At 62.5% G+C, this 24,233-nt stretch carries 23 protein-coding genes; 7 read left to right on the plus strand and 16 right to left on the minus strand.

Translation table 11 applies throughout. The features are described from left to right. Positions 1-157: 157 nt before the first annotated feature. From ACOYR4_RS20225 to fliF, 5 genes are read right to left on the minus strand one after another with little or no spacing between them, the layout of a single operon-like run. On the minus strand, positions 158-607 hold the full coding sequence (locus ACOYR4_RS20225; protein ID WP_422847841.1) for a flagellar export protein FliJ: 450 nt from the start codon (positions 605-607) through the stop codon (positions 158-160). 21 nt (positions 608-628) lie between these two features. Then, a complete protein-coding gene (gene fliI / locus ACOYR4_RS20230; protein ID WP_422847842.1) occupies positions 629-2,023 on the minus strand; it encodes a flagellar protein export ATPase FliI in 1,395 nt (464 codons plus the stop codon). After that, positions 2,013-2,747, minus strand: coding sequence for a FliH/SctL family protein (locus ACOYR4_RS20235; RefSeq protein ID WP_422849691.1), 735 nt, complete (start codon positions 2,745-2,747; stop codon positions 2,013-2,015). The genes fliI and ACOYR4_RS20235 overlap by 11 nt, the downstream gene beginning before the upstream one ends. Then, positions 2,734-3,729: a flagellar motor switch protein FliG gene (gene fliG, locus ACOYR4_RS20240; protein WP_060984674.1), complete on the minus strand. Its 996-nt coding sequence runs from the start codon at positions 3,727-3,729 to the stop codon at positions 2,734-2,736. The genes ACOYR4_RS20235 and fliG overlap by 14 nt, the downstream gene beginning before the upstream one ends. A 21-nt stretch (positions 3,730-3,750) precedes the next feature. Beyond that, positions 3,751-5,445: a flagellar basal-body MS-ring/collar protein FliF gene (gene fliF / locus ACOYR4_RS20245; RefSeq protein ID WP_295943547.1), complete on the minus strand. Its 1,695-nt coding sequence runs from the start codon at positions 5,443-5,445 to the stop codon at positions 3,751-3,753. Between the two features lie 175 nt (positions 5,446-5,620). Between fliF and fliE the strand changes: the two genes are divergently transcribed. Next, positions 5,621-5,932: a flagellar hook-basal body complex protein FliE gene (gene fliE, locus ACOYR4_RS20250; protein WP_015015813.1), complete on the plus strand. Its 312-nt coding sequence runs from the start codon at positions 5,621-5,623 to the stop codon at positions 5,930-5,932. A 309-nt stretch (positions 5,933-6,241) separates the two neighbouring features. Here the strand turns inward: fliE and ACOYR4_RS20255 are convergent, their stop codons facing one another. From ACOYR4_RS20255 to ACOYR4_RS20270, 4 genes are all read right to left on the minus strand, one after another. Then, positions 6,242-6,541, minus strand: a complete 300-nt coding sequence (locus tag ACOYR4_RS20255; RefSeq protein ID WP_007860919.1) for a flagellar protein FliT — start codon at positions 6,539-6,541, stop codon at positions 6,242-6,244. A gap of 2 nt (positions 6,542-6,543) precedes the next feature. Then, on the minus strand, positions 6,544-6,993 hold the full coding sequence (gene fliS, locus ACOYR4_RS20260; RefSeq protein WP_422847843.1) for a flagellar export chaperone FliS: 450 nt from the start codon (positions 6,991-6,993) through the stop codon (positions 6,544-6,546). 65 nt (positions 6,994-7,058) lie between these two features. Continuing rightward, positions 7,059-8,492: a flagellar filament capping protein FliD gene (gene fliD / locus ACOYR4_RS20265; RefSeq protein WP_422847844.1), complete on the minus strand. Its 1,434-nt coding sequence runs from the start codon at positions 8,490-8,492 to the stop codon at positions 7,059-7,061. A 263-nt stretch (positions 8,493-8,755) separates the two neighbouring features. Beyond that, positions 8,756-10,267 carry a flagellin gene (locus tag ACOYR4_RS20270; RefSeq protein ID WP_422847845.1) on the minus strand — a complete coding sequence of 504 codons (1,512 nt, stop codon included), beginning with the start codon at positions 10,265-10,267 and terminating at the stop codon, positions 8,756-8,758. Between the two features lie 428 nt (positions 10,268-10,695). On the opposite strand from ACOYR4_RS20270, the gene ACOYR4_RS20275 reads away from it, so the two are divergent. Both ACOYR4_RS20275 and ACOYR4_RS20280 read left to right on the plus strand, forming a co-directional pair. After that, positions 10,696-12,204, plus strand: a complete 1,509-nt coding sequence (locus ACOYR4_RS20275) for a flagellin (protein ID WP_422847846.1) — start codon at positions 10,696-10,698, stop codon at positions 12,202-12,204. A gap of 187 nt (positions 12,205-12,391) precedes the next feature. After that, entirely contained in the window at positions 12,392-14,497 is a 2,106-nt protein-coding gene (locus ACOYR4_RS20280) for a tetratricopeptide repeat protein (protein ID WP_422847847.1), read from the plus strand. Between the two features lie 111 nt (positions 14,498-14,608). Here ACOYR4_RS20280 and ACOYR4_RS20285 read toward each other — a convergent pair whose 3' ends face one another. The 7 genes from ACOYR4_RS20285 to rfbF all read right to left on the minus strand — a co-directional run bounded on the left by ACOYR4_RS20285 (position 14,609) and on the right by rfbF (position 20,908). Continuing rightward, positions 14,609-15,412, minus strand: a complete 804-nt coding sequence (locus tag ACOYR4_RS20285; protein ID WP_422847848.1) for a cephalosporin hydroxylase family protein — start codon at positions 15,410-15,412, stop codon at positions 14,609-14,611. A gap of 75 nt (positions 15,413-15,487) precedes the next feature. Further along, positions 15,488-16,159 (minus strand): NeuD/PglB/VioB family sugar acetyltransferase, encoded by a 672-nt coding sequence (locus ACOYR4_RS20290; RefSeq protein ID WP_422847849.1) that lies wholly within the window; start codon positions 16,157-16,159, stop codon positions 15,488-15,490. Continuing rightward, positions 16,149-17,267, minus strand: a complete 1,119-nt coding sequence (locus ACOYR4_RS20295; protein ID WP_422847850.1) for a DegT/DnrJ/EryC1/StrS family aminotransferase — start codon at positions 17,265-17,267, stop codon at positions 16,149-16,151. Before ACOYR4_RS20295 ends, ACOYR4_RS20290 begins: the two co-directional genes overlap by 11 nt. After that, positions 17,264-18,508 (minus strand): methyltransferase domain-containing protein, encoded by a 1,245-nt coding sequence (locus tag ACOYR4_RS20300; protein ID WP_422847851.1) that lies wholly within the window; start codon positions 18,506-18,508, stop codon positions 17,264-17,266. Before ACOYR4_RS20300 ends, ACOYR4_RS20295 begins: the two co-directional genes overlap by 4 nt. Further along, on the minus strand, positions 18,505-19,068 hold the full coding sequence (locus tag ACOYR4_RS20305; protein WP_422847852.1) for a dTDP-4-dehydrorhamnose 3,5-epimerase family protein: 564 nt from the start codon (positions 19,066-19,068) through the stop codon (positions 18,505-18,507). Before ACOYR4_RS20305 ends, ACOYR4_RS20300 begins: the two co-directional genes overlap by 4 nt. Then, the gene (rfbG, locus tag ACOYR4_RS20310; RefSeq protein WP_422847853.1) at positions 19,065-20,138 is read right to left on the minus strand and encodes a CDP-glucose 4,6-dehydratase; all 1,074 of its coding nucleotides are present in this window, start codon (positions 20,136-20,138) and stop codon (positions 19,065-19,067) included. Before rfbG ends, ACOYR4_RS20305 begins: the two co-directional genes overlap by 4 nt. Beyond that, the gene (gene rfbF / locus ACOYR4_RS20315) at positions 20,138-20,908 is read right to left on the minus strand and encodes a glucose-1-phosphate cytidylyltransferase (protein WP_422847854.1); all 771 of its coding nucleotides are present in this window, start codon (positions 20,906-20,908) and stop codon (positions 20,138-20,140) included. The genes rfbG and rfbF overlap by 1 nt, the downstream gene beginning before the upstream one ends. 394 nt (positions 20,909-21,302) lie before the next feature. On the opposite strand from rfbF, the gene motA reads away from it, so the two are divergent. The 4 genes from motA to ACOYR4_RS20335 all read left to right on the plus strand — a co-directional run bounded on the left by motA (position 21,303) and on the right by ACOYR4_RS20335 (position 24,228). After that, complete coding sequence (gene motA / locus ACOYR4_RS20320) at positions 21,303-22,163, plus strand: flagellar motor stator protein MotA (RefSeq protein WP_422847855.1); 861 nt, start codon at positions 21,303-21,305, stop codon at positions 22,161-22,163. A 42-nt stretch (positions 22,164-22,205) separates the two neighbouring features. Next, positions 22,206-23,138: a flagellar motor protein MotB gene (gene motB, locus ACOYR4_RS20325; RefSeq protein ID WP_056065694.1), complete on the plus strand. Its 933-nt coding sequence runs from the start codon at positions 22,206-22,208 to the stop codon at positions 23,136-23,138. A 72-nt stretch (positions 23,139-23,210) separates the two neighbouring features. Next, a complete protein-coding gene (cheY, locus tag ACOYR4_RS20330; RefSeq protein ID WP_015015821.1) occupies positions 23,211-23,597 on the plus strand; it encodes a chemotaxis response regulator CheY in 387 nt (128 codons plus the stop codon). A gap of 4 nt (positions 23,598-23,601) precedes the next feature. Then, positions 23,602-24,228 carry a protein phosphatase CheZ gene (locus ACOYR4_RS20335; RefSeq protein ID WP_110961869.1) on the plus strand — a complete coding sequence of 209 codons (627 nt, stop codon included), beginning with the start codon at positions 23,602-23,604 and terminating at the stop codon, positions 24,226-24,228. Positions 24,229-24,233 lie beyond the last annotated feature (5 nt).

Below are 24,233 nucleotides of genomic sequence, written 5' to 3' on the forward strand. Positions count from 1 at the left end.
TGCGCCGCGTCGCCCAACGCCGCCAGCAGTGCCAAAAAGCCGCCTCCCGCTGCGGGATCGCCTGCCTCCGCAGTTGCGGGATGAGACGACGATTTCGCGCGGGCAGCGTGGGCGGGCTGGGTGCTCTGCGAGGAAGCTACTTTGGTCGGTTCCATGTTCAATTCTCCTGGCTCGCATTGCGATACTGCAACGCGGCGTGCTCATCGGTCTGTTTTTGATCCCTGCGCTGCTGCTGCAGAGCAAGGTCGTTGCGCCTCTTCTCCACCACCTTGCGCAGGCTGGCCAAGCGGAGCTCGGCATCCAGCAGCGCGCGCTGCGCAGCTTGTACTCGGGCGGATTGATCACCCACCACACCGTTCTGAATGCTGGCCGCATGGCCCAGTCTGTCCATGAACTGGTAGTGGTGGTACATCACTTCGGGCTGCATGGCTGTATCAGCTTTCATGCCCCAGCGTGACTCAGTCTCGCGGGCGTAATCTTCCAGCTGATCGAGCTGGGCACGCGCCGCCTGCTCGGCAGCCAGCGTGTCCTGCAAAACCTTGCGGGCATCGTCCCGTTTGCGGGAAGCCACTTCGACCGCGACGGAGAGGGCGTTGAGACTGGACATGGCGGGTTACCCAGTTCGTCGTCAATGCTCCAGCACCGCGGCCATGGCGCCTAAGCTCTGGTCCATGGACGCTGCCTCAAACATGTCCTGCTGCAGAAAGCCCGCCATCTGTGGCTGCAGGCGAATGGCCTCGTCCAACGCGGGATCGGAGCCGCTCATGTAAGCGCCCACCTGCACCAGATCCCGGCTTTTCTGGTAGCGCGAATACACCGCACGGAACCGCCGCGCCAGGTCAAAATGCCCGCGAGACACCACGTTGTGCATCACCCGCGACGCCGATTGCTCGATGTCGATCGCCGGGAAATGTCCGGTCTCCGCCAAGGCCCGCGACAGCACAATGTGCCCGTCCAGAATGGCACGCGCCGCATCCGCGATGGGGTCCTGCTGGTCATCACCTTCCGACAGCACCGTATAGAACGCCGTGATGGAGCCGACGCCATGCAGGCCGTTGCCACTGCGCTCGACCAGCTGGGGCAGCTTGGCAAAGCAGGACGGGGGATATCCCTTGGTGGCAGGCGGTTCGCCAATCGCCAGGGCAATTTCTCGCTGCGCCATTGCGTAGCGGGTGAGTGAATCCATCAGCAGCAGCACGTGCTGGCCCTTGTCGCGAAAATGTTCTGCCACTGCCGTGGCGTAAGCGGCGCCCTGCATGCGCAACAAAGGCGGCGCATCGGCGGGAGCCGCCACCACCACCGACCGCGCACGGCCTTCCTCGCCCAAGATGTCCTCCACAAACTCCTTGACCTCACGGCCCCGCTCACCGATGAGCCCGACCACAATCACATCGGCCCGGGTGTAGCGGGCCATCATGCCGAGCAACACACTCTTGCCCACCCCAGAGCCCGCAAACAGCCCCAGGCGCTGACCTCGCCCAACCGTCAGCAAAGCATTGATGGCGCGCACGCCGGTATCCAGAGGCTCACGCACCGGGTCCCGGTCCATGGCATTGATCTGCCGCCGCCCCATGGGCTCCGACACGACATCCTGCACCGGCCCGCCATGATCAAGAGGCAGGCCCTGGGCATCCACCACGCGCCCCAGCAATCCATCACCCATAGGCAGACGCAGCACCCCGGCGCGCTGCACAGGCCGGGGAGGCTCGCCCAAACGGGGCATGGGGATGTACGGTGCAGCCGGCACCACACTGGCGCCACTGGACAGCCCATGGATGTCGCCCGCAGGCATCAGAAATGCGCGGTCGGCAGAAAACCCGACCACTTCCGCCAACACCGGCGCATGCCCTGGCATTTGCACCATGCACTGCGAGCCCACGGGCACACGGATGCCCACGGCCTCCAGCACCAGCCCCGTCAACCGCGTGAGTGTGCCGCGCGTCTCCAGCGGCGCACCTTCGGCCACGCGCGCTCGCGCGTCGTCCATGAACCGAGTCCAGGCCAAGGGCGTGTCAATGGTCATCGCCATCCCCACGCGCTTCGTCATCCCAAGGCGACTGCAGCCCCAAGGACGCAATGGCACGCTGCCAACGCTTGTCAATGCTGCCATCGACGACGGTGCCCGCAGACTCCACCAGGCAGCCCCCTGCGGGTACGGCGGCATCCGCCATCCATTGCACACCCGGTGCGTTGACCTCTTCGCGCAAGGGCTCGGCCATGGCCTCCATGTCCTCAGGATTGAGCCGCACCGTGGCAGGGCGCCCCTCGGTCACGAGCATGCCAACAGCCTCTCGCACCACGGGCAACAAGGCATTGGGGTTAACCGACAGTTCCTGGCGTACCACCTGGCGCGCGATGTCGCATGCGAGCTCCAGTACCTGCTGCGCCATCTGTTGCTGCATGTCAATCAGGCTCGCATCGAGTGTTTGCAGCACGCTCTGCAAACGCTGCGCCGCCTCCTGCCCCTGCTGGGCAATGTATTCATCCATACGGCGCTGCCATTCGAGCGCCGTCTGCGCTTGTCCCTGGGCGAAGCCCTCTGCATATGCATCGTCACAGGCTTGCTGGACAAGGGCCTGCTGCGCCGCTTCATCCAGTTCGACGGGCAGCTCCGCCACCGGCTCCGGTTCGGGCTCAGGCTCCACCAGGTCGGAACCATCGACGGCAGAAAACTTCCATTGCTTGAAGTCGCCGACCTCCTCGCTGGGAATGAATCGCGAATACGACCGTTGGTTAGACGAAGGCATCATCACCACCGCCTCCAATCACGATCTGGCCTTCATCGGACAGGCGACGCACCGTCTTGAGGATTTCCTTCTGCTGCGCTTCGACCTCGGACAGCCGCATGGGACCCCGCGATTCGAGGTCTTCGCGCAATGCGTCTGCCGCACGCGAAGACATGTTGGACAGGAATTTCTCGCGCAGTTCGGGCACAGCGCCCTTGAGGGCCACGATGAGGGTTTCGGACGCCACTTCCTTGAGCACCGTCTGGATGGCCTTGTCGTCGAGCTTGAGAACGTCCTCGAACACGAACATCTTGTCCATGATCTTCTGGGCCAGGTCGGGGTCGTAGCCTCGAATGGACTCGAGCACCACAGCATCCATGTTGCCGCCCAGCAGGTTGATGATTTCGGCAGCCGCCTTGACGCCGCCCAGCGAGCTCTTGCGGATCTTGTCACCACCGGCCAGCACCTTGAACAACACCTCGTTCAGGTCCTTGAGGGCTGTGGGCTGAATGCCCTCCAACGTGGCCACGCGCAGCAGAATTTCGCTGCGCTGGCGGTCTGTGAGGTGCATCAGGATGCCCGAGGCCTGGTCGCTGTCCAGATGGACCAAGATGGCAGCAACGATCTGTGGATGCTCGTTGCGCAACAGCTCAGCCACCGACAGCGGGTCCATCCACTTGAGGCTCTCAATGCCGGAGACATCGCCGCCCTGCAAGATGCGGTCGATGAGCAATCCGGCCTTGTCTTCGCCCAGCGCGCGCTTGAGCACGGCGCGCACATAATTGCCTGTATCCGACACCAGCAGGCTCTGTGCCGCCGCCGCGTTGGAGAACTTGTTGATGACCTCGTCCACCTTCTCGCGCGACACCGTGCGCATGCGCGCGATGGTCTCGCCGAGTTTCTGCACTTCCTTGGGCGAGAAGTGCTTGAAGACTTCTGCCGCCTCCTCTTCGCCAAGCGACATCAGCATGATGGCGGCGTCGTTGAGTCCTTGCTCGTCCATGGTTGTCGTCCTGAATGGGGGTCAGGCGGGATCGCCGTTCAGCCAGGTCTTGAGAATGTTCGCCACGGCGACCGGGTTCTCCTTGGCCAGCACGCGGGCGTCTTCCAGGCGCAGCTGTTCCGGGGTCGCAGGCAACACTTCGTCCTTGCGGCTGGGCGCAGCCAAGGCCGGGCGCTCGGGCGTCTCGGCCTCCAGGGCGTCGAGCTGGCCACCCGCTACCGGCTTGGCGGCCGTGGCCTTGGCAGGCGCGGAGCCCTTGAGCGCGGGACGCACCAGCCCCATCAAAACCAGCGCAGCAAACAGAACAGCACCCACCGGCCAGGCAAAGGTCTTGGCCAAGTCCACCACCTCAGGCTGCTTCCACAGCGGGGTGTCCGTCGTTGGCACCGCAGTCACTTGGAACGGTGTATTCATCAGATTCACCGAGTCTCCACGCTCCCGATTGAAGCCAATGGTTTCACGCACCAGTGCGGTCATCTGCTCGATCTGCTCGGGCGTGAGCGCCTTGGTCACGGTCTTACCCTTGTCCTCGGCCGACTGGTAATTGACCACCACGGCAGCGCTGAGGCGCTTGACGGCGCCAGTGCTGCCACGGACCACCTTGACGGTCTTGTCCACTTCGTAATTGGTGGTGGACTCGCGCTTATTGGTCTGCTCCTCAGCCCCCTGTTGGCCACCTGCGTTGGGCGCGGGGTTGGCACCGTTGATAGGAGCGGCAGAGGGTGCGGGAGGCTGGTTGGCGACAGCGCCGGGTACGCCCGTGGCTGTCTTTGTCGAGCTACCGCGACTCTCCAGCACCTGCTGGCTGCGCACGGCGCTCGAATCCGGTGTCTGGTTGGGGCGGAACTGCTCGGAGGTGGATTCGGTCTGCGAGAAATCCACCTCGGCCGTGACCTGCGCCTTGACGTTGTCGCGGCCGACCACGGGTTCCAGGATGTCCATAATGCGGCGGGAATACTGCTGCTCCAGTTGCTGCACGTACAGCAACTGCTGGGCATTGATTTCAGCGCCGGCCGTGCTGTCGGGCGACTGGGAGAGCAGTTTGCCAGTGTCGTCCAGCACGCTCACGGCGGACGGTGCCAGCTCAGGAACGCTGGATGCCACCAGATGCACGATGCCCGCGAGCTGCGCGCGATCCAGAATGCGCCCGGGATGCAGACTCACCAACACCGAGGCCGAAGGCTTTTGCTGCTCACGGAAAAAGCCGTTCTGGTTGGGCAAGGCCAGGTGCACACGAGCGCTTTGCACCGACGACAGTGCCTGGATGGACCGGGTGAGTTCCCCCTCCAACCCGCGCTGGAAGTTCAGACGCTCCTGAAACTGCGTCATCCCGAATTTGTTGGACTCCATCAGTTCGAAACCCGCGACGGAGCCCTTGGGCAAACCCTGCGTGGCCAGCCGCAGACGTACATCGTGCACGCGCTCTGCAGGAATCAGGATGGCGCCGCCACCCTCGGAATACTTGTAGGGGACGTTCATCTGAGACAACTGGGCCACCACGGCCCCGCCATCCTTGTCGCCCAGGTTGGAAAACAGCACCCGGTAGTCGGGCTGGCGCCCCATCACGACGGCCGCAACGGCAGCAGCCACCAGCAGCGCCACGCCCGCACCCAGCCGCATGCGCTGTGCCCGGTCGAGGGCGGACAGCCGCTGCAGCCAGTTGGGGCTGGCCGGCGTCGGGAGCGGATTGAGAGGGACTTCAGCAACAGCAGACATCTTGCTTTCCATTAAAGCAGGCCCTGCAACAGACCTAGCGTGGGGTCGATTATTCGGTCACGCCCCCACAATGTTCGCTGGATAAGCCGTCCGTTTGGCCATCTATTCAGCGCGATGCATCCTGGGCCGGTAGCTAGGATACGCAGCATACCGCCATTCCCCTACGGATACCGCCATGGACCTTCGCATCTCCAGCTCAACCGCCCCGCTGACGGGCGCTGGCGTCGCGCGCCGTGCCGCAGCGCCGCAAACCACGGGCAATGAAGTCGGCTTCTCTGGCGCGCTCAAGGGCGCGTTGCAGTCGGTGAGTGCCGCTCAGAACAAGTCTTCAGAGATGCAAAGGGAGGTGCAAATGGAAAACCCCTCCGTGAGCCTGGAAGAAACCATGGTGGCCATCCAGAAGGCGCAAATCGGCTTTCAGGCCACCTTGCACGTGCGCAACCGCATGGTGCAGGCGTATACCGACATCATGAACATGCAGGTGTAACAGCGGACAGATGTTGCCGCGCCTCCCGACTAAAAAGCGTGGCACTGCGCTAGTCCCACGCGATCGCTATCTTTTCAATAGCTTGAAAGGCACATCGCGCTAGCGCTTGATGCCAATTGGATCCAAATTCCTGAAATTTGGGCTCATTCAGGTTGCCACACCCCACCTGCTGTGTGCAGAACCCCTCGGCAAAGCACCGATCAGCTCCCGAGAGGGCCGGAGCCCCCTTACCCGACTGCCCCCTCTACCAAGCCATGCCTCGTATCAGGTCATCGCCATCGAAAAACTCGGGCACGCCGGCAACTGCACTCAATGCATCATCTGAGGTTGCCCCTCGAACAGATGTTCGAATTGGGCAAGCCAAGGCTCAGCCAAGCAACGGATTTGCGCATCGTTGCGCAAGATGCGCTGCATGATGCGGGTCTTTTCACGGCGGTGCTCAGGCAGCAGTTCGTGCTCCTGGGACTTGAAGCGCAGTTGCTCGATGAGCACAGCGCAGGCGCCTTCATAGCGCACCACGCCATCCCAGTCCTTCAGCTTGGCAGCCTCCAGCATCTTGGCGCTGCTGTCTTCAATCGCCTTGTAATAGTCAATCAGCATGTGGGACATGGTCAGGCCTCCACCAGCACTGGCAGGCCCGACGTAGGCGTTTCGGCTGCACTCGCACCCGATTTCTTGATTTCGTTCCACCCGGTTGCCACGGGCTCAATCAGTCGCATGACCTCCTGCATCAAGGCGTCATCGTTGCGCGCATTGGCCAGGATCAGGCGGTGGATGCAGTAGTCGTACAAAGCCCCGAGGTTCTGAGCCAACTCCCCACCATCGACCTTGTCGAGTGAAGTGCTCAGTCCCTCTTCAAGGATGCGTACCGCCTTGGAAATTGCGTTCACCTTGCCCAGCACGTCACCACGCGCCATCGCTCCACGCGCCGTGGCAATGGAGTTGAGAACGCCTTCATACAACAGGCTGACCAACTGATGTTGGTCCATCGTGTGCATGCTGGTCTCTACGTTGATGCGCTGGTATGCGTTGGCTGCACGGGGGCTGTAGGCGCTGAACATGCTGTCAATCCTTCCGAGGTATTGCTTAAGTTATCGGCTTGCGCTCAGAAAACTGAAGCCCCGGTTTAACCGTTTGATTTGTTCCAGGCGGTCACTTGCTGCGCGATGTAGGCGTTCAGGCCATTGAGGCTTGCCATCTGCTTGTCCAGCGCGTTGTAGCGCTGGGTAATGCGCTTCTCGAACGCATCGACCTTGTCGTTCACGCGGTTCTGGTCCTGTGCGTTGCGCTTGAGATTGAGCTGCAGGGTGTCGTCCTTGGACTTGAAGAAGCCGTCGCTGGATAGCAGGTTGGTGGTCAGCGCCTTGAGCTGCACGGCAATGCCGTCCGCCTTGCCGCCACCCGTGTTACGGAACAGGTTTTTGACGTCTTCAGGGCTTTCGGTCAACGCCTTGCTCAGCTTGGCAGAGTCAACCGCCAGATTGCCGCCCAACTGCTGGGTGATGCCGACGTCGGCCAGCCGACTGAAGACCCCGCCGCCGGTAGTGATGGACTGGACGGCGTTGCGCAGCGAGTTCTGCAGCGCCACCGCGGTCGAGTCGCCCTGCAGCAGGCCCGCCGACTGGGTCTTGGCATCGTACTTGGTGGCGTCCTGCAGGATTTCGTTGATGGCGTTGTAGGCCTTCACGAAGCCGTCGATGTTGGCGCGAATGGCCGCCTCGTCCTTGGCGACCGTGATCTCGATCGGGGCCGTGGTGATCTGCTCGGCCTTGAAGGTCACGCCGGACACCGTGGAGGCAAAGGTGTTGGTGGCGGACGTGACGGCTATGCCGTTCACCGTCGCCTTGGCATTGGCGGCCGCCTGCGAAACCGTCGTGCCCGCCACCAGCCGAGACAGACCCGTGGCGTCGGTGTTGCCAGCGCTCTGGGGGTCGGTGTCGCCGCCCTCCATCACGCTCAACCGGAAGCCAGCTTCTTCACCGGTGTTCTTGCCGCGCAGCAGAAGGCGCTCGCCTGAAGCGTCGGTCAGGATGGAGGCGGTCACGCCCGCGTTGGCGCCATTGATCTTGCTGGCCACGTCGGAAAGTTTGTCGCTAGCGAGGATGGTGATATCCACGGGCTGGCCGCTCGATGGTGTGAAGGATGCCGGCGCAACGCTCCACTTGCCCAGTTCCAGCCGCAACGTCCCCGCCCCCAGCGCGCCACCCACAGGCAGCAGAGCCGCTGACGCCGTGGCTTGTGCCTTGGCCAAGCCCTGCACCTCGACACTGAAGGATGTCGGCAAAGTGCCACCAATCGCCGAGGTCGATACAAATTTGGAATCCGACGAAGTGGTGGTGACGCCGTTCCAGCCCGTCACGCTGGTCAGCTTACTGGCAGCATCCTGCAAGGTGGACACCAGCGACTTGATTTGTCCGTAGGCGGAAATCTTGGTGCTGACGGTGGCCGCCTGCAGCTTCAGTGCGTCCAGAGGCTTTTTTTCCAAGGCCACCAACTGAGAAATGATGTTCTTGACATCGAGTCCGTTGGTACCAACGCCTGGTGATGAAATCGTGGCCATAGCAACCTCCTGAACTGGATCAGCGGAAATTATGGCGCGCAATGGCTGCCAGGATCGTCCGTATTCGCACCAGGAAACCCGTCTTATCCAGCGGTCCTGGCACCCGCCGGCTCTGAGAACGTACTTGCGATTTCTTTTTCGCGCGCCGAAAGGAAAATCGTAAATACACTCTGAAAGTCAAAAGGGCGGCGACAGAAAGCTTCTGCCGCCGCCGAGGTCCGACCGGGACGCTGCAACGCCCCGGCCGCCCGCACCTGCTGCAATTAACGCAGCAGGGCCAACACACCTTGCGGCAGCTGGTTGGCCTGGGCCACCATGGCCGTGCCGGCTTGCTGCAGGATCTGCGAGCGTGACAGGTTGGCGGTTTCAGCCGCGAAGTCAGCGTCCAGAATACGGCTGCGCGATGCAGACAGGTTCTCGGACGTCACTTGCAGGTTGCTGATCGACGTTTCGAAGCGCGATTGCAGAGCGCCGAGCTTAGCGCGTTCACCGTTGATATATGACAAAGCAGAGTCTACGGTCTTCAGCGCTTCGGTAGCCTTCTTGAACGTGGTCACGTCTAGTTTTGCCACTTCCTGCAAATCGGAGGCCGAATCGGCCGCTGCAGTCGTGTTAAACGCGTTGGTCGTTGTGGCCACGGTCGAGAAAGCCTTTTCGGAATCCAGGACCACGTAGCCGCTGATGGTCGATGCATCGGCACCTGATGCCGCGGCCAACGTGTCTTGTGCGCCGATGGCAGTTCCGTCCGCCTGCAGCTTCTGAATGTTGACCGCGCCGGAGTTTGCACCCGAGGTGGCACCCTTGGCCAAGGTGATGTCTTGGCCGGAAGCGTTCGTCAAAATCACGCCGGTATTGGTGTCATTCACTCGTGCAGTCACGCCCGTCTTCGAAGATTGCTCGTTGATGGCGGACACCGCGCCAGATAGGCCGTCGGCTGTATTGAGGGCGGTCACGTTGAACGACACAGACTGACCCAGCGCACTACCGGTAGGCGTGTTGTCCGAGCGCAATTCGAACGTGTAAGACCCCACAGAACCGAACGTCAGCTCCACTTCCGTGCGCGCCGAGGCCGTCACGCCTGTGTTGGCCGTCTGCAAGTTGATGTTGTCAGCCATGGCCTTGGCCGTGTCGTTGGCCGCAATGGTAATGTTCTTGGAGCCCAGGGAGCCATTGACGGCCAGCGTACCCGCCGTGACACCATTGGTACCCCAGCTAGTGGCGCTTGCGCCGCTGCCAGCGCCATTGGCAGACGTATTCTGGTTGTTGCCGTACACGCTGGTGCGCAGATTGGCCGTGGCCGCCACGATGGTCTGATTAGCGTTGGCGCCCACTTGGAACTGCTGGGTGCCAAAGGTGCCATTGAGCAGCTTGGCGCCGTTGAATTCGGTAGTTTGCGAGATGCGGTCCAGTTCTGACACCAACTGCCCCACTTCCTGTTGCAGGGCTTGGCGATCACCAGCGCTGTTGGAGGCATTGGCCGATTGCACCGCCAGCTCACGAACGCGCTGCAGGATGTCGCCCGACGCCTTCAGCGCGCCTTCAGCGGTTTGCGCCAGCGAGATGCCGTCATTAGCATTGCGCACCGCCTGGTTCAGGCCGCGGATCTGGCTGGTGAAACGCTCGGAAATCGCCAGACCGGCAGCGTCGTCCTTGGCGCTGTTGATGCGCAGGCCCGACGACAGGCGCTGAATGGAGGTGTTGAGCGAAGTCTGGCTTGCACCCAGATTGCGCTGGGCCGTCAGCGAGGCGACGTTGGTGTTGATGGTGGATGCCATGGCAAATCTCCTGAAAAGAACTCACTGAATATGGCGTTTCCGCCAACCTGGGTGCCAGGCAAGGCACCCGGCTATACGGTCCACAGCGCCGACAGGCTCTCTGGTGACGGCGGAGGCATTTACCTTCCGTTGCACATGTTTTCGGCCAGGCATTTGGAAACTTTAGGGCTGCTCTGCACGAAATCCGCAACCATGTGGTCCCCTCCCCGCGCTCAGCCCGCGAAACGGCTGCCGCCCCCCGGCTCGACTCGGGTGTTTAGGGTGTTTCGGCACGCGAACCAGCAAGTTGACCGGCTTTTCCACGCTTTATCCCGGCAACGCGGCAGTGCGGTCCTCCACACAATTACCCATCGTTCCCGCATTGCCTGGCGGACGGTAGTCCCTGAACAGGCACCCATGTCCATCCAGAGCCCCCAAGGAGCAACTCCATGGCCACCATCAATACCAATGTCGCTTCGCTGACGGCCCAGCGCAATCTGGGCACCAGCCAGACTTCGCTCAACACCTCCATTCAGCGCCTGTCGTCGGGCCTGCGCATCAACAGCGCCAAGGACGACGCTGCCGGTCTGGCGATTTCCGAGCGTTTCACCAGCCAGATCCGCGGCCTGAACCAGGCGGCACGCAACGCCAATGACGGTATCTCCCTGGCGCAGGTGACAGAAGGCGCCATGAAGGCGGCCGGCGACATCCTGCAGCGCGTTCGTGAGCTGGCCGTGCAATCGGCCAATGCCTCCAACAGCCCCAGCGACCGTCAGGCGCTCAACCAGGAAGTAGGTCAGCTGGTGGCGGAACTGGACCGCATCTCGCAAACCACCGAGTTCAACGGTGCCAAGCTGCTCAATGGGACGTTTGGCACCCAGCAGTTCCAGGTGGGCGCGAATGCCAACCAGACCATCGTGGCGGCCACTGCCAACCTGCGCACCAGCGTGTACGGCAACAACCAGAACACGTCGGCCAACGGCGCTGGTGCCGCCGCCAGCGCGACCAGCTGGGGCACCAACGGCGTGACCGGCGGCACGCTGGCCGTCAATGGCGCACTGGGCTCGCAGAACATCACGCTCGTGGCCAACGACACCGCCAAGGCCATGGCAGATAAGATCAATCTGCAGACGGCCAACACGGGTGTGACCGCCTCGGCCCGGACCGAACTGGACCTCTCGTTCACCTCCGTCGGCTCCTACACCTTCGAGCTGCGCTCGGAAAACACGCCCACCGCGCCAGCTCTGGGCCAGTCGATTTCGTTCAACGTGTCGGCACTGAACACGTCGGACGGCCTCTCCAATGCCATCTCTGCCATCAACGAACAATCGGCCAAGACCGGCGTGACGGCTTCGCTGAACGCCACCAGCACGGGCATCGTGCTGTCCAACGCCACGGGGCAGGACATCGGACTGTACAAAAGCGCAGCCTCGGGTGCCAACGCGGGCGCCATCACCATCCAGAAGCTGCAGGCCGACGGCACCGCCACCGGCGCTGCCGACACCCTGGCTGCCGCGTCGGGCGCCGATGCCTCGACCACGAGCGGCTATGTGGTGCTCGACTCCGAGAAGTCATTCTCGACCGTGGCCACCACGACCAACGCGTTCAGCACTGCTGCGCCCGCCGATTCCGCCTCGGACTTGCAGGAAGTGGCCAACCTGGATGTGACCACCTTCAAGAAGGCGACCGAAGCCCTCAAGACGGTAGACTCGGCGCTGGCGTTCATCAACGGCGAACGCGCCAAGCTGGGTGCGCTGCAGGCGCGCTTCGAGACGGCGATCTCCGCGCTAAACATCACGTCCGAGAATCTCTCTGCCTCGCGCAGCCGCATCCTGGACGCCGACTTCGCGGCCGAAACCGCCAACCTGTCGCGCGCGCAGATCCTGCAGCAAGCGGGCACCGCAATGGTGGCCCAGGCCAACCAGATCCCGCAAGGCGTGCTCAAGCTGCTGCAGTAAGGCATGATATCCGCGGGGCATCGGCCGGCGCAGCGCGCCCCGCGTGTAAACATGCGCAAACGATGCAAGGACCGATGTGAGCGTTAGACAACAGCAAGGACACGGGCACGTACGCGCAGACCCAAGGCTTCGGGAGGCGCTTGAGTCGGGCCAGTGGGAACTTCTCGCACGGTTGTGCAAACAGGCCTTGCGCAAGAATTCCCGCCATCTGCAGGCTCAACGTTTCCTGGGTCATGCGCTGGACTGCCTGGGCCACAAGGATGAGGCAGTCGATGTCTACCAGCGTGCAGCCGCACAATCGCCGGGCGATGCTGAGTTGCTGATCAACTACGGTAACCTGCTGCTGAGTCTGGCGCGCAACGCAGAAGCCCTGCCCATCCTGGAGCGAGTGTGCGAGCTGCGCGCCGACCAGTCTGTGTGCTGGCTGATCCTTTCGCAATGCTGTTATCTCATTGCCCGGCATGAACAGGGCTTCAAGGCTGCAGAGCGCGCCGCCGCCCTGGCATCCACCATCCCCGAGAAATCGGCAGCGTTGACGCAAAAGGCCATCCACCGTCGCGAACTTGGCCAGGTGAAGGAGGCCGTTCAGGACTGCCTAGCCGCCATCGCCCTCACGCCAGCCGAACCCTCCAATCACACCAATCGGCTGCTCTTCATGTTAGCCGACCCGGACGCTGATGCTTCAAGCTTGGCGGCTGCGGCACGGGACTACGCCGCCGTTTTCGAGCCACCGTTGAAACCCTCCTGGCCCACTTTCTCCGATCACGACCAAGGACCGTGGAAAAAGCTGCGCATTGGCTTCCTCTCCCCTGACTTCCGGGTGCATTCGGTCATGTATTTCATGGAAGGGGTGCTCGCACAGCTCGACCGTCGTCAGTTCGAGGTGTACGCATTTTACCTGTTCCCCAGGAGCGACTACATCACAGAACGTGTTCAGCGGCACGCAGACCATTTCGTCCATCTGGCTGGGCTGCCCCCCAAAAGCCAGGCGGAAACTATCCGCAGCCACCAGATCGACATCCTGATCGACTTGGCGGGCCACACCGGCCACAACGGCCTGATGGCGATGGCACACAAAGCGGCGCCTGTGCAGGCGACCTGGATCGGCTTCCCGGGCACGACTGGCCTGTCTGCCATCGACTACCTGATTACCGACGAGATCACCGACCCACCGGGCGTGGAGCCTCAATACACCGAACATCTGTTTCGCCTGCCCACTCGTCTTTGCGTTTACCGACCAATGAGCCGCAACCCGTTGTGGCGCTATCAACCGATCTACCTCGTGCGTCCCACGCCCGCGCTGGAAAACGGGCACATCACGTTCGGATCCTGTAACAACCTCGGAAAAATCACCGACACGGTTCTTGCTACCTGGGCGGAGATACTCCGCAGGGTTCCTGGCTCCCGGATCCTTATCGAAGGTAAAAACCTAGGCAACCCGGACTTTGCCCATGAGTACATGCAGCGCTGCAATCGACTCGGACTCCCGGCGGACCGGGTCGAACTGGTAGGACTCAGCACCAGCAATCAATACCTCACCTACCACCGAATCGACATCGCACTGGACCCATTCCCGTTGAATGGAGGCACCACCTCCATGGACGTTCTCTGGATGGGTGTTCCGCTAGTCGGATTGGAAGGCACTAGTTTCAAGAGCCGGCTCACCTCCGGCATTCTGCTGCACCTGGGCAGGCCGCAGTGGCTTGCAAAAACACAAAACGTCTACGTGGACATCGCAGTCGATCTTGCCAGCAATGTCCATCGGCTCAACGAGACGCGGATGAAATTGCGTCAGCAGTTGGAAGCCTCCGTGCTGATGAGGGAAGACGTGTTTTGCCACTACTTTGGCGAAGGCTTGCGCACCATGTGGCTGCAGTGGCTCGCCCAACAGCAGCATCCAGGCAATACCCAGGAGCATTTCGATGCACAGCTGGGCGTCATGCAAGGTTACCTCTCCAGCATGCCTCGCGAATGGGAGAGCCCGCCCATCCGGGGAGTCGGCATAGCCCCGGGGCAGCGCGTGACGATCCACGAAGCACACCAGCGTCTTGAGACCTTGTTGGCCCGCGCCAGGGAAGTGCCCGCCAGCCAAGTGACGGAGAGCGGGCAGATCGAAAACCGGCTCTGGTACAACGTGACGGAATTGGCCGAGATGGTGCTTTGCGCCGTTCCGCACGACCCGGTAGCCCTCGCCTGCCTAGCGGAGGTGGAACTCGCCCACGGGCACACGGATTTTGCTGTAACTTACATGCGATACGCGGCCCAGGCATTGAGCCAAGGCCCTTCAGCCTGAAGCGCAAGCCCGGACGCTGCGGATGTCGCGGACACGCCCCCGCAACGCCCAGTGGCTAGATTGCGGCTTTGCCAGCCCCTCACATTCAGCCGATTTATCCGATTCAGTGGACTAGTCCCTCGCGGAGCGACGCAGGAATCCTTCCGGCGCAACGGTCACCATTAGCTTGCCGGGCCAGTGCGGATCGGTCTCGAACGCCGGATGCCCCTGGAGCCACTCCCGCACGGCGGTCTTGGGGTTGTTACCCACATCCCAGGGGCGATCTGAAAAGAACTTGGCAGGCATGTCCTCCACAAAGGTGTCGAACACCACGCAGTAACTACCTACGGACACCAGAGGCGCGTAAGCCTCTAATTCGGCAACTACGTGGGCGTGCGTGTGCATGGAATCCAGGCACACCAGCACACGCTCATACCCCTTGGCGAACTCACGGACCTGCGCGACGACCTCCGGTGCGATGGAAGAGCCCTGAATCATCTCGATGCGACTGGCCATGGGATGACCCTCGATGGCAGACCGATTATGAGGACGGATATCGATGTCGACCCCGAGCACCTTGCGCTTCGATTGCCGAGGATCCAGCGCGACCCCCCCCTCAATGGCGTCGCACATATCGAGCATGGCCAGCAGCGATGCACTGAGCACCAGTGATCCGCCGTGGGCGATTCCCGTCTCGATGATGAGGTCGGGTCGCACGCGCCACACCAGCTCCTGCATAGCCACGATGTCCTGCGGATACTGGATGATGGGTCTGCCCAACCAATCGAAGTTGTAGACGTACTGGCGCTGCATGGATGCTTGGAGCCATTCGGCCGAGAGGGCCTGGAAGGACACATCTTCCGCATAGCGCTGAAGCCTATCCTCTCTTTCTTGAAGAAACAACTCGACAGGGCCTTTTGCGTTGGAGATTGACATGGGTTGCTCCTGCTGGAAGATGGAAAATATGGATTAGCGACGCACTGAGGGCGCGCGTCAGGCCTAGGAAATCAGTTAGACCACGCGCGCGGGGTTGCCAACCACTACAGCCCCGACGGGGACATCGCGCGTGACCACAGCACCCGCCCCCACCATGGCGCCCGCGCCGATAGTGATGCGCGGCAGTATGGTGGCGCCAGCACCGATAAATACGTCCTGGCCTACCTGGACGTTGCCACACAGGGTAGCGCCGGGTGCCACCGTCACGCTGTCGGCCAGGTGGCATTCATGGTCTACCGATGCCTTATGGTTGACGATACAGGCATCCCCCAGCCTAGCGCCAGCGGCAACCACGGCATGGGCAAGAACCTGAGAGCCCCGCCCCAGCACGGCCGAGGGGCTGACGCTGGCGGCGGGATGCAAGAGCACCGGCACCCGTAGTCCACGACCAATAAACTCTCGAAGGACGCGGAGACGGTCTGGGCCTTGGCGGCCGATAGCGACGGCTCCGCACAAATCTTCAGCCAAGGATGGCGGGATGCTTGCCATCCAGGCGACAAAACCATCTTCGCCCGGCAACACTGGCCGTCCGCCTACCAGCGGCGGCAGGGGGCGCGCATCCACGAAGGCGACAACGTTCCCCGCATGCGCTGCGATCACGTCCAGCAGTACGCGACCGTGCCCCGAGCAGCCCCAGAGTACCCAGGAGCCGCGTGCCTCTATCCGACTACCTTGGTCACACCGCATGCAGCGCCTCGCGAACGACACCAGCCACGCGAGCGATGTCGCCTTCGGTCATGTCGTGGTAACTTGGCAGGTTGACGGCACGCTCTGCGATACGCAGTGCATTGCGGCCGCAAGGATGCCCCTGCATCCAGGGCAGCATCGAAAGCGGGTAGAAGAAGGGACGGGCGTCGATGTTGTTTTCCTTGAACGAGCGCAGCAGCGATGTTGCAGTCAGGCGGTGCGAGTCCGGTAGAACCACCGTGGGCATCCAAGCTCCGATTACCGTACCGGGCAGCTCGGGGTTCATGCGCAGGGCCGGCTCGCTAGCCAGCGCCTGTCGATAGGTTTCCAGAATGGCGCGTTTGCGGGCAATGAGCTCGCCCACGCGCTGCAGCTGTGCATATCCGAGCGCCGCCTGCAGGTTGGACATCTTGTATTTGAAGCCCAGCTCATCGGGCCAGAACTGCCGGGTCTGCCGACGCGAACGGCCGTGATTGGACAACGTCAGCACCTTTTCGTAGAGGTCTGAGTCGTCGGTCACGAACATGCCCCCTTCGCCAGTGGTCATGGTCTTTGATCCGTGAAACGAAAAACCTCCAAACAGGCCCATCGAGCCGGCTGTTCGCCCACGGTGACTGGACCCGATAGCTTCCGCAGCATCCTCGATCACCGGAATTCCGTGCTCCCGGCCGATGGCGAGTAATGCATCCATGTCGCACAGATTGCCGTACAGGTGGACCGCCACGATGGCGCGCGTGCGGGGCGTAATGGCCGCGCGCACGGCTTGCGGGTCTATGCACCATGTGTCCTCAAGGATATCAACCAGCACCGGCGTGGCGCCCAAGTGCAAGACGGGCGCCAGCGTCGCGACCCAGTTGGTATCGGCAAGGATGACTTCGTCGCCTTCACCAATCTCCAGGGCTGCCAGCCCCATGTGCAAGGCGCCCGTGCAGCTTGACGTCGCAATGGCATGCCGGACCCCGACATGAGCGGCAAACGCCTTCTCGAACCGGAGGATGTAGTCATAGCAGTGTTCGCCCCAGCCATTGCGGGCAGCATCTTCTGCCAACGACACTTCCAACTCCGTGATGGAAGGCCGGGACAAGATAATTCGAGAGAGTGCAGTCATTCAAGTACCTCTAGGCGCGGCACGGCCACCACCAACTGCGCGCCCCAGCTGCGCGTATAGTCCAGCTGCTCGGCCACCTCGCTGCGCAGGTTCCAAGGCAAGATCAGTATGCGCTGGGGCCGGTGGGCGCGCAAATGAGCTTCGCTGACGACCGGAATGTGGCTGCCGGGCAGGTACTGGCCCTGCTTGGCGGGGTTCTTGTCCACCACATACGGCAGCAAATCGGGCCTCACGCCGGCAAAGTTGAGCAGAGTGTTGCCCTTGGCTGCAGCACCATACGCGCCCACTGTGATGCCGTGAGCTTGGCATTGCAATAAAAAAGTGAGTAGCTCGCGCTTGACCCGTATGGCCTGGGCATGAAAACCGCTGTAGAAACCAGCATCCAGCAAGCCAGCTGACGCCTCCGTGGCCAACAGCTGCCGCACGCGGGCAGCCCCCTCCGTGCTGACCTGAGGGTGACCCACCGCATCAGCGCGGGCGGTGAACACGCGTAGACTACCGCCGTGGGTGGGCAGCTCCTGCACATCCACCACCACCAAGCCGTTGGCCGCAAAGATGCGCTGCACGGCGGTGAGCGACAAATACGAGTAATGCTCGTGGTAAGCCGTATCGAACTGGCAGCCCTGCACCATGCGCAGCAGGTGCGGAAACTCGAACGTCGCCACGCCGTGGGGCTTGAGCAGGCGGGTGAACCCGGCCACAAAGTCGTTGATGTCTGGCACATGCGCCAGCACGTTGTTGGCGGCGATCAGGTCGGCCTGGCGGCCAGCGCTGGCAAGCTCATCGGCCAGGGCCACACCAAAAAAGCGCTCCACCACCTCCAAGCCCAGCGCCCACGCCGCCTTGGCCGTGCTGGCTGTGGGCTCGATGCCGTAGCAAGGAATGCCCGCCTGCTGCACGTACTGCAGCAGGTAGCCGTCGTTCGATGCGACCTCGACCACACAACTGCCTGCGCCCAAACCCAGGCGCTGCTGCATGGTCTGCACATATGCCTTGGCGTGGGCGAGCCACGACGAGGAGAACGAACTGAAGTAGGCGTAGTCGTGCGTGAACAGCGCCTCGCGCCCGGCGTGGTCTTCGGTCTGCACCAGCCAGCATTGTGTGCACACCAGCACGCGCAGGGGGAACCAGACTTCGGGCGCACGCAGGGCGGCCTCGCTCAGGTAGGCATTGGAGGGTGGCGCGCTGCCCAGGTCTAAAAACGGCAGGTGCAGCGGCTGGCCGCAGTGTCGGCACTTCACAAAGGCACTCCTTCAAACGATGCTGTCAGCAGCGCATGGCTGCGGTCGCGCTCAGACATTTCGCCCACAGGCAACGGCCAGGGCAACGCCAAGCGCGGGTCCAGCGGGTTCAGGCCCGCCTCTGCGCCCGGCGCGTAGGCGGCAGAGTGCAGGTACAGCAGCTCGGCGTCGTCGGTCAGCGCCTGAAAGCCATGCGCAAAGCCGGGCGGGATGAGCAGCGCGCAGGCGTTGTCAGGAGACAAACGCTCAGCGTGCCATTGCAAAAAGGTGGGCGAGCCTGCGCGCAGGTCCACAGCCACGTCCCACACCTCGCCGCGCAGGCAACTCACCAGCTTCATCTCGGCATGGGGCGGGCGCTGGTAGTGCAAGCCGCGCACGCTGCCGCGCTGGCGGGTGAGGCTGTGGTTGATCTGGGCGATGGGCTGCGTCCAGCCTACGGTGGCCAGCTCATCGGCGCAGAACATGCGCTCAAACAAGCCACGCGCATCCTGCAAGGGCTGGCGCTGCACGCGCACCAGGCCGTGCAGGGGCAAAGGGGTGCTGGTAAAACGCGAACTCACTGCGCGGCCTCCCAGGCATCCAGGTCGGCCAAGCACAGGGCGCGGGCATCGGCCCCGCCCTGCTGGGCGCGGTACCAGGCCATGGTGCGGGCCACGGCGGTGTCGAGCCCCCAGCGGGGGGCCACGCCCACCGTTTGGCGGGCGTGGGCGGTTTCCAGCGCCAGCCAGCCAGCCTCGTGCGGGCCTTTACTATGATTTTCATAGCTTGTTGCGCTTTCTGGATAAGCGCTAGAGGCCATTTTGACCAAATACCCCACGGTGGCCGCCTCGTGCGGCAGCGGGCCAAAGTTGTAGGCCCCGGCGCGGGTGGGGTCGGCCCACAGCCGCTCGGCCAGGCACAGGTAGGCGGCCAGCGGCTCGATCACATGCTGCCAGGGGCGCGTGGCCTCGGGGTGGCGAATGTGCAAAGTCTGCCCGGCGCTCCAGGCGCGCACGGCGTCGGGCAGCAGGCGGTCGGCCGCCCAGTCGCCCCCGCCAATCACATTGCCTGCCCGCGCCGTGGCTACAGCTACGCCCTGCACGGCCAAAAAGGCATCGCGGTAGCTGGCGGTGACGATCTCAGCTGCTGCCTTGCTGGCACTGTAGGGGTCGTGGCCGCCCAGCGGGTCGTCCTCGCGGTAGGGGTAGGCCCACTCGCGGTTGCGGTAGACCTTATCGGTGGTTACCACCACCACGGCGCGCACATCGGCCTGGCCCCGTAGCGCATCCAGCACATGGGCCGTGCCCATGACGTTGGTGGCGTGGGTGCCCAGTGGGTCGGCATAGCCTGCGCGCACCAGCGCCTGCGCGGCCAAGTGCAGCACGATCTGCGGGCGAGCGGCCTGCACGTGGGCGGCCACGGCCTGGGCGTCGCGCACATCGCACTCGTGGCTGGGGTGCAGCCCATCGGCCACGCGAGCCAAAGTGAACAGATTGGGTTCGGTGGCGGGGGCCAAGGCCAGGCCCGTCACCTCCGCCCCCATGCGCGCCAGCCACAGGGCCAGCCAGCTGCCTTTGAAGCCGGTGTGCCCGGTCAGCAGCACGCGCTTGCCGTGCCAAAAAGAGGGGGCGGGCTTGGCTGCAGCTGTCATTACCAGCACTTCCACGGGGCTTGCCCGCTTTGCCACAGCTCTTCGAGGAAATTCTTTTCGCGCAAAGTGTCCATGGGCTGCCAAAAGCCTGCGTGCTCAAACGCTTGCAGTTGGCCGCTTTGGGCCAGGCGCTGCATGGGCTCTGCCTCCCAGGGCGTCGCATCCCCGTCGATCAGGTCAATCACCTCGGGCTGCAGCACAAAGAAACCACCGTTGATCCAGCCGCCATCGCCCCGGGGCTTTTCTTCAAAGCCCGCCACCGTATCGCCGTTGCGCACCAGCGCGCCGTAGCGGCCCGGGGGCTGCACGGCCGTCACGGTGGCCTGGCGGCCATGGGCGCGGTGGAAGGCAAATTGCGCCGCCATGTCCAGGTCGGCCACGCCGTCGCCGTAGGTGAAGCAAAACGGCTGTCCGGGCTCCAGGTATTCCTGCACGCGGCGCAGGCGCCCGCCGGTCATGGTGCTCTCGCCCGTGTCCACCAGCGTCACGCGCCAGGGCTCGGCATGGCGGTGGTGCACTTCCATGCGGTTGTTGGCCATGTCAAAGGTCACGTCGGACATGTGCAAGAAGTAGTTGGCGAAATACTCCTTGATCACATAGCCCTTGTAGCCCAGGCAGATGATGAATTCATTGACGCCGTGCGCAGCGTAGATTTTCATGATGTGCCAAAGAATGGGACGCCCGCCGATCTCGATCATCGGCTTGGGCTTGAGATGCGACTCTTCGGAAATGCGGGTTCCGAGTCCGCCGGCGAGCAATACAGCTTTCATAGCCACAGCATAGACCAGCCGTTGCGCGAAAAAAGGTGTTACGGCGACAGAAAAGCGTGCCAAATGTGGAGATTGGCCTAAAGACACTCGTTCGAAGCGCAAAGCTGCAGAGCAGCGCAGAAGTCAAAACGCTGCGCGTTCAACAGCAGATATTTAATATTTTTCAAACCCAAACACCCTCAACGATATCAAGTCTTAAGACTGGCTCCTTGACTGTCTGACTTCCGACCATGCATCACGCTCGAGGCATTCCGTCAAGAAGCCCCCTGTTGACCGTTCTCATGGGGCATTTCGCGTTCTGCAATCCGATACATTTGCAGTAACCTTCGGTTCATCCGTGGATTGCAGCCCTGGCCTGCAGTCGCCCCCTGCCGCCGCTCTACACGTCTAAAGCATGTTTGTCATCATCGGTTACGTCGTCTGCCTGGGCTGCATCTTTGGTGTGTACATCATGCACGGGGGCAACATCAGCGTGATCCTCAAGGCCCTGCCGTTTGAGATCATCACGATCCTGGGGGGCGCGCTGGGTGCTTTTGTAGTGAACAACCAGCCCAAGGTGATCAAGGCCACCATGGCCGCGCTACCGATGGCGCTCAAGGGCTCCAAGTACACCAAGGAGCGTTACATGGAGCTGATGGCGATGCTCTATGACATCCTGCAGAAGGCCCGCAAGGAAGGCCTGATGGCCATTGAGAAGGATGTGGAAGCGCCCCACGAATCCGATATCTTCAAGAAATACCCCACGGTGGGCAGCGACCACCATGTGATCGAATTCACCACCGATTACCTGCGCATGATGGTGTCGGGCAACCTCAACTCCCACGAAATTGAGGCGCTGATGGACAGCGAGATCGACACCCACCACCAGGAGGCCCATGCTCCCGTGGCTGCGCTGGCACGGCTGGCGGGCGCCCTGCCCGCCTTCGGGATCGTGGCCGCCGTGCTGGGTGTGGTGAACACCATGGGCTCGGTGGGCCAGCCGCCCTCCGTGCTGGGCGGCATGATCGGCTCGGCGCTGGTGGGCACGTTCCTGGGCATTTTGCTGGCCTACGGGGTGGTCGAGCCCTTGGGCGGACTCGTCGAGCAAAAGACCGAGGACGCCGCCAAGGAACTGCAGTGCATCAAGTCCACCCTGCTGGCCAGCATGCAGGGCTACAACCCGGCCACGGCCATTGAGTTTGGCCGCAAGGTGCTGTTCTCCAACGTCCGCCCCAGCTTCTCAGAGCTGGAAGGGCATGTGAAGGGCAAGAAGTAGACGCCGCGAATGCAGTAGCTGCGCCACAACGTCCCCATCGCCATGGCAGAAAAGAAGCTCCAGCCCATCATCATCAAGCGCGTCAAGAAAGGCGGGCACGCGGTGCATGGGGGCGCCTGGAAGATCGCTTATGCCGACTTTGTGACGGCGATGATGGCGTTCTTCCTGTTGATGTGGCTGCTCGGCTCCACGGCCAAAGGGGAGCTGCAGGGCATTGCGGCGTATTTCGCGTCGCCGCTCAAAGTGGCGATGACCGGCGGCGACGGCGCGGGCAACAGCTCCAGCGTCATCCCCGGCGGCGGCAACGATCTGGCCAAGGTGCACGGCCAGGTGCGCCGCTCCGATGTGGAAGAGGCCAAGCAGCGCCGCATGAGCATCGATGCCGCGCGGGCGGAACGCGCCAAGCAGGACCAGGAACGCATCAAGGCCCTGGAGGCCAAGATCGATGCGCTGATCACCGAAAACCCGCGCCTGAACGAGTACAAATCGCAGATCCGCATCGACATCACGCCCGACGGGCTGCAGATCCAGATCATTGACGACCAAAACCGCCCCATGTTCGACAGCGGCAGCGCGTTGGTAAAACCCTACATGCGCGATATCCTGCGCGAAATTGGCGCGGCCCTCGGCGGCGTTGAAAACCGAATCAGTCTGGCAGGCCACACCGACGCCGTGCCCTATGGCAACAGCGAAAAGGGGTACAGCAACTGGGAGCTGTCAGCAGACCGGGCCAACGCCTCGCGCCGAGAGCTGGTCTCTGCCGGCATGCCAGACGCTAAACTGGGCCGCGTGGTGGGCTTGGCCGCCAGCGATCTGCTGGACCCCAAGAACCCACGCTCCCCCTCCAACCGGCGCATCACCATCACGGTGTTGACCCGGGAGGCCGAAGAACGGCTCATGGGCAAAGGGATTCCCGAAATCACGTCCACAGAACTGTTGACTGAAAAGCGGGAAAATCCCCCCCCAAGCAGGTAACAGTTACGACTTGTCACCAAACCTGCCGCCCATGACAATGCTTACAGTAAATCTCGACTGAAAGGGTCCCAAGTGACCACAGCCCTTCGTTTTTTGATCGTTGACGACTTCTCCACCATGCGACGCATCGTTCGCAACCTGCTCAAGGAGAGCGGGTTCTCAGACGCTGACGAGGCCGAGGATGGTGTCGCCGCACTCAACAAGCTGCGCAACAGCAAGTTTGATTTTGTGGTGACCGACATCAATATGCCCAACATGAACGGCTTCCAGCTGCTGGCCGAGATCAAGAAGGACGACAAGCTCAAGCACCTGCCCGTCCTGATGGTGACCGCCGAAGCGCGCAAGGAAGACATCGTTGCTGCCGCCCAGGGCGGCGCGGCGGGTTACATCGTCAAACCCTTCACCAAGGCAACTCTGGAAGAGAAGGTGACCTTGATTCTGAAGAAGATGGGGCTATGACACCATGGACGACACACCGGACAACAGCCAGCCGGCCGCCGAAGCCGATGTTCACCACAAGATTGGCCTGCTGACCCGCCAGCTTCACGATTCACTGAATGAATTGGGGTACGCCGACAAGCTGCGCGGCTCCATGGGCGAACTGCCCGACGCCCAGAGCCGACTGTCGTACATCGCCCGGCTGACGGGCGAGGCCGCCGAGAAGGTACTCAACCGAGTCGAGCAAGCCAAGGCGCAGCACGACTACATTGCGGCGGAAACACGCAGGGTCGTCAATTCGCTGGTCGCCGACCCGGTGGCTGCCGTGGCCAAGGGCGAGATCTTCAACTTCCTGACCGACGTGGAGCGTGTGACCAAAGAGGCCGACACGCACCTCACGGAAATCATGATGGCCCAGGACTTTCACGACCTCACCGGCCAGGTGATTGCGCGCGTGGTGAATCTGGCAGCCACTATTGAAGAGCAATTGGTGCAACTGCTCATCCAGACGGCCCCGCCCAACGCCCAGGTACCCGCCGAGCCCGCCCGCCCGGCCCACCTGCAAGGCCCGGTGGTGGACCCGGACAACACGCCCGACGTGGTCACCGACCAGTCCCAGGTGGACGATCTGCTGGCCAGTCTCGGCTTCTGACACGC

Origin of the sequence: Acidovorax sp. M14, from assembly GCF_049331375.1 — a bacterium.
In the GTDB taxonomy this organism is placed as follows: Bacteria; Pseudomonadota; Gammaproteobacteria; order Burkholderiales; family Burkholderiaceae_C; genus Acidovorax.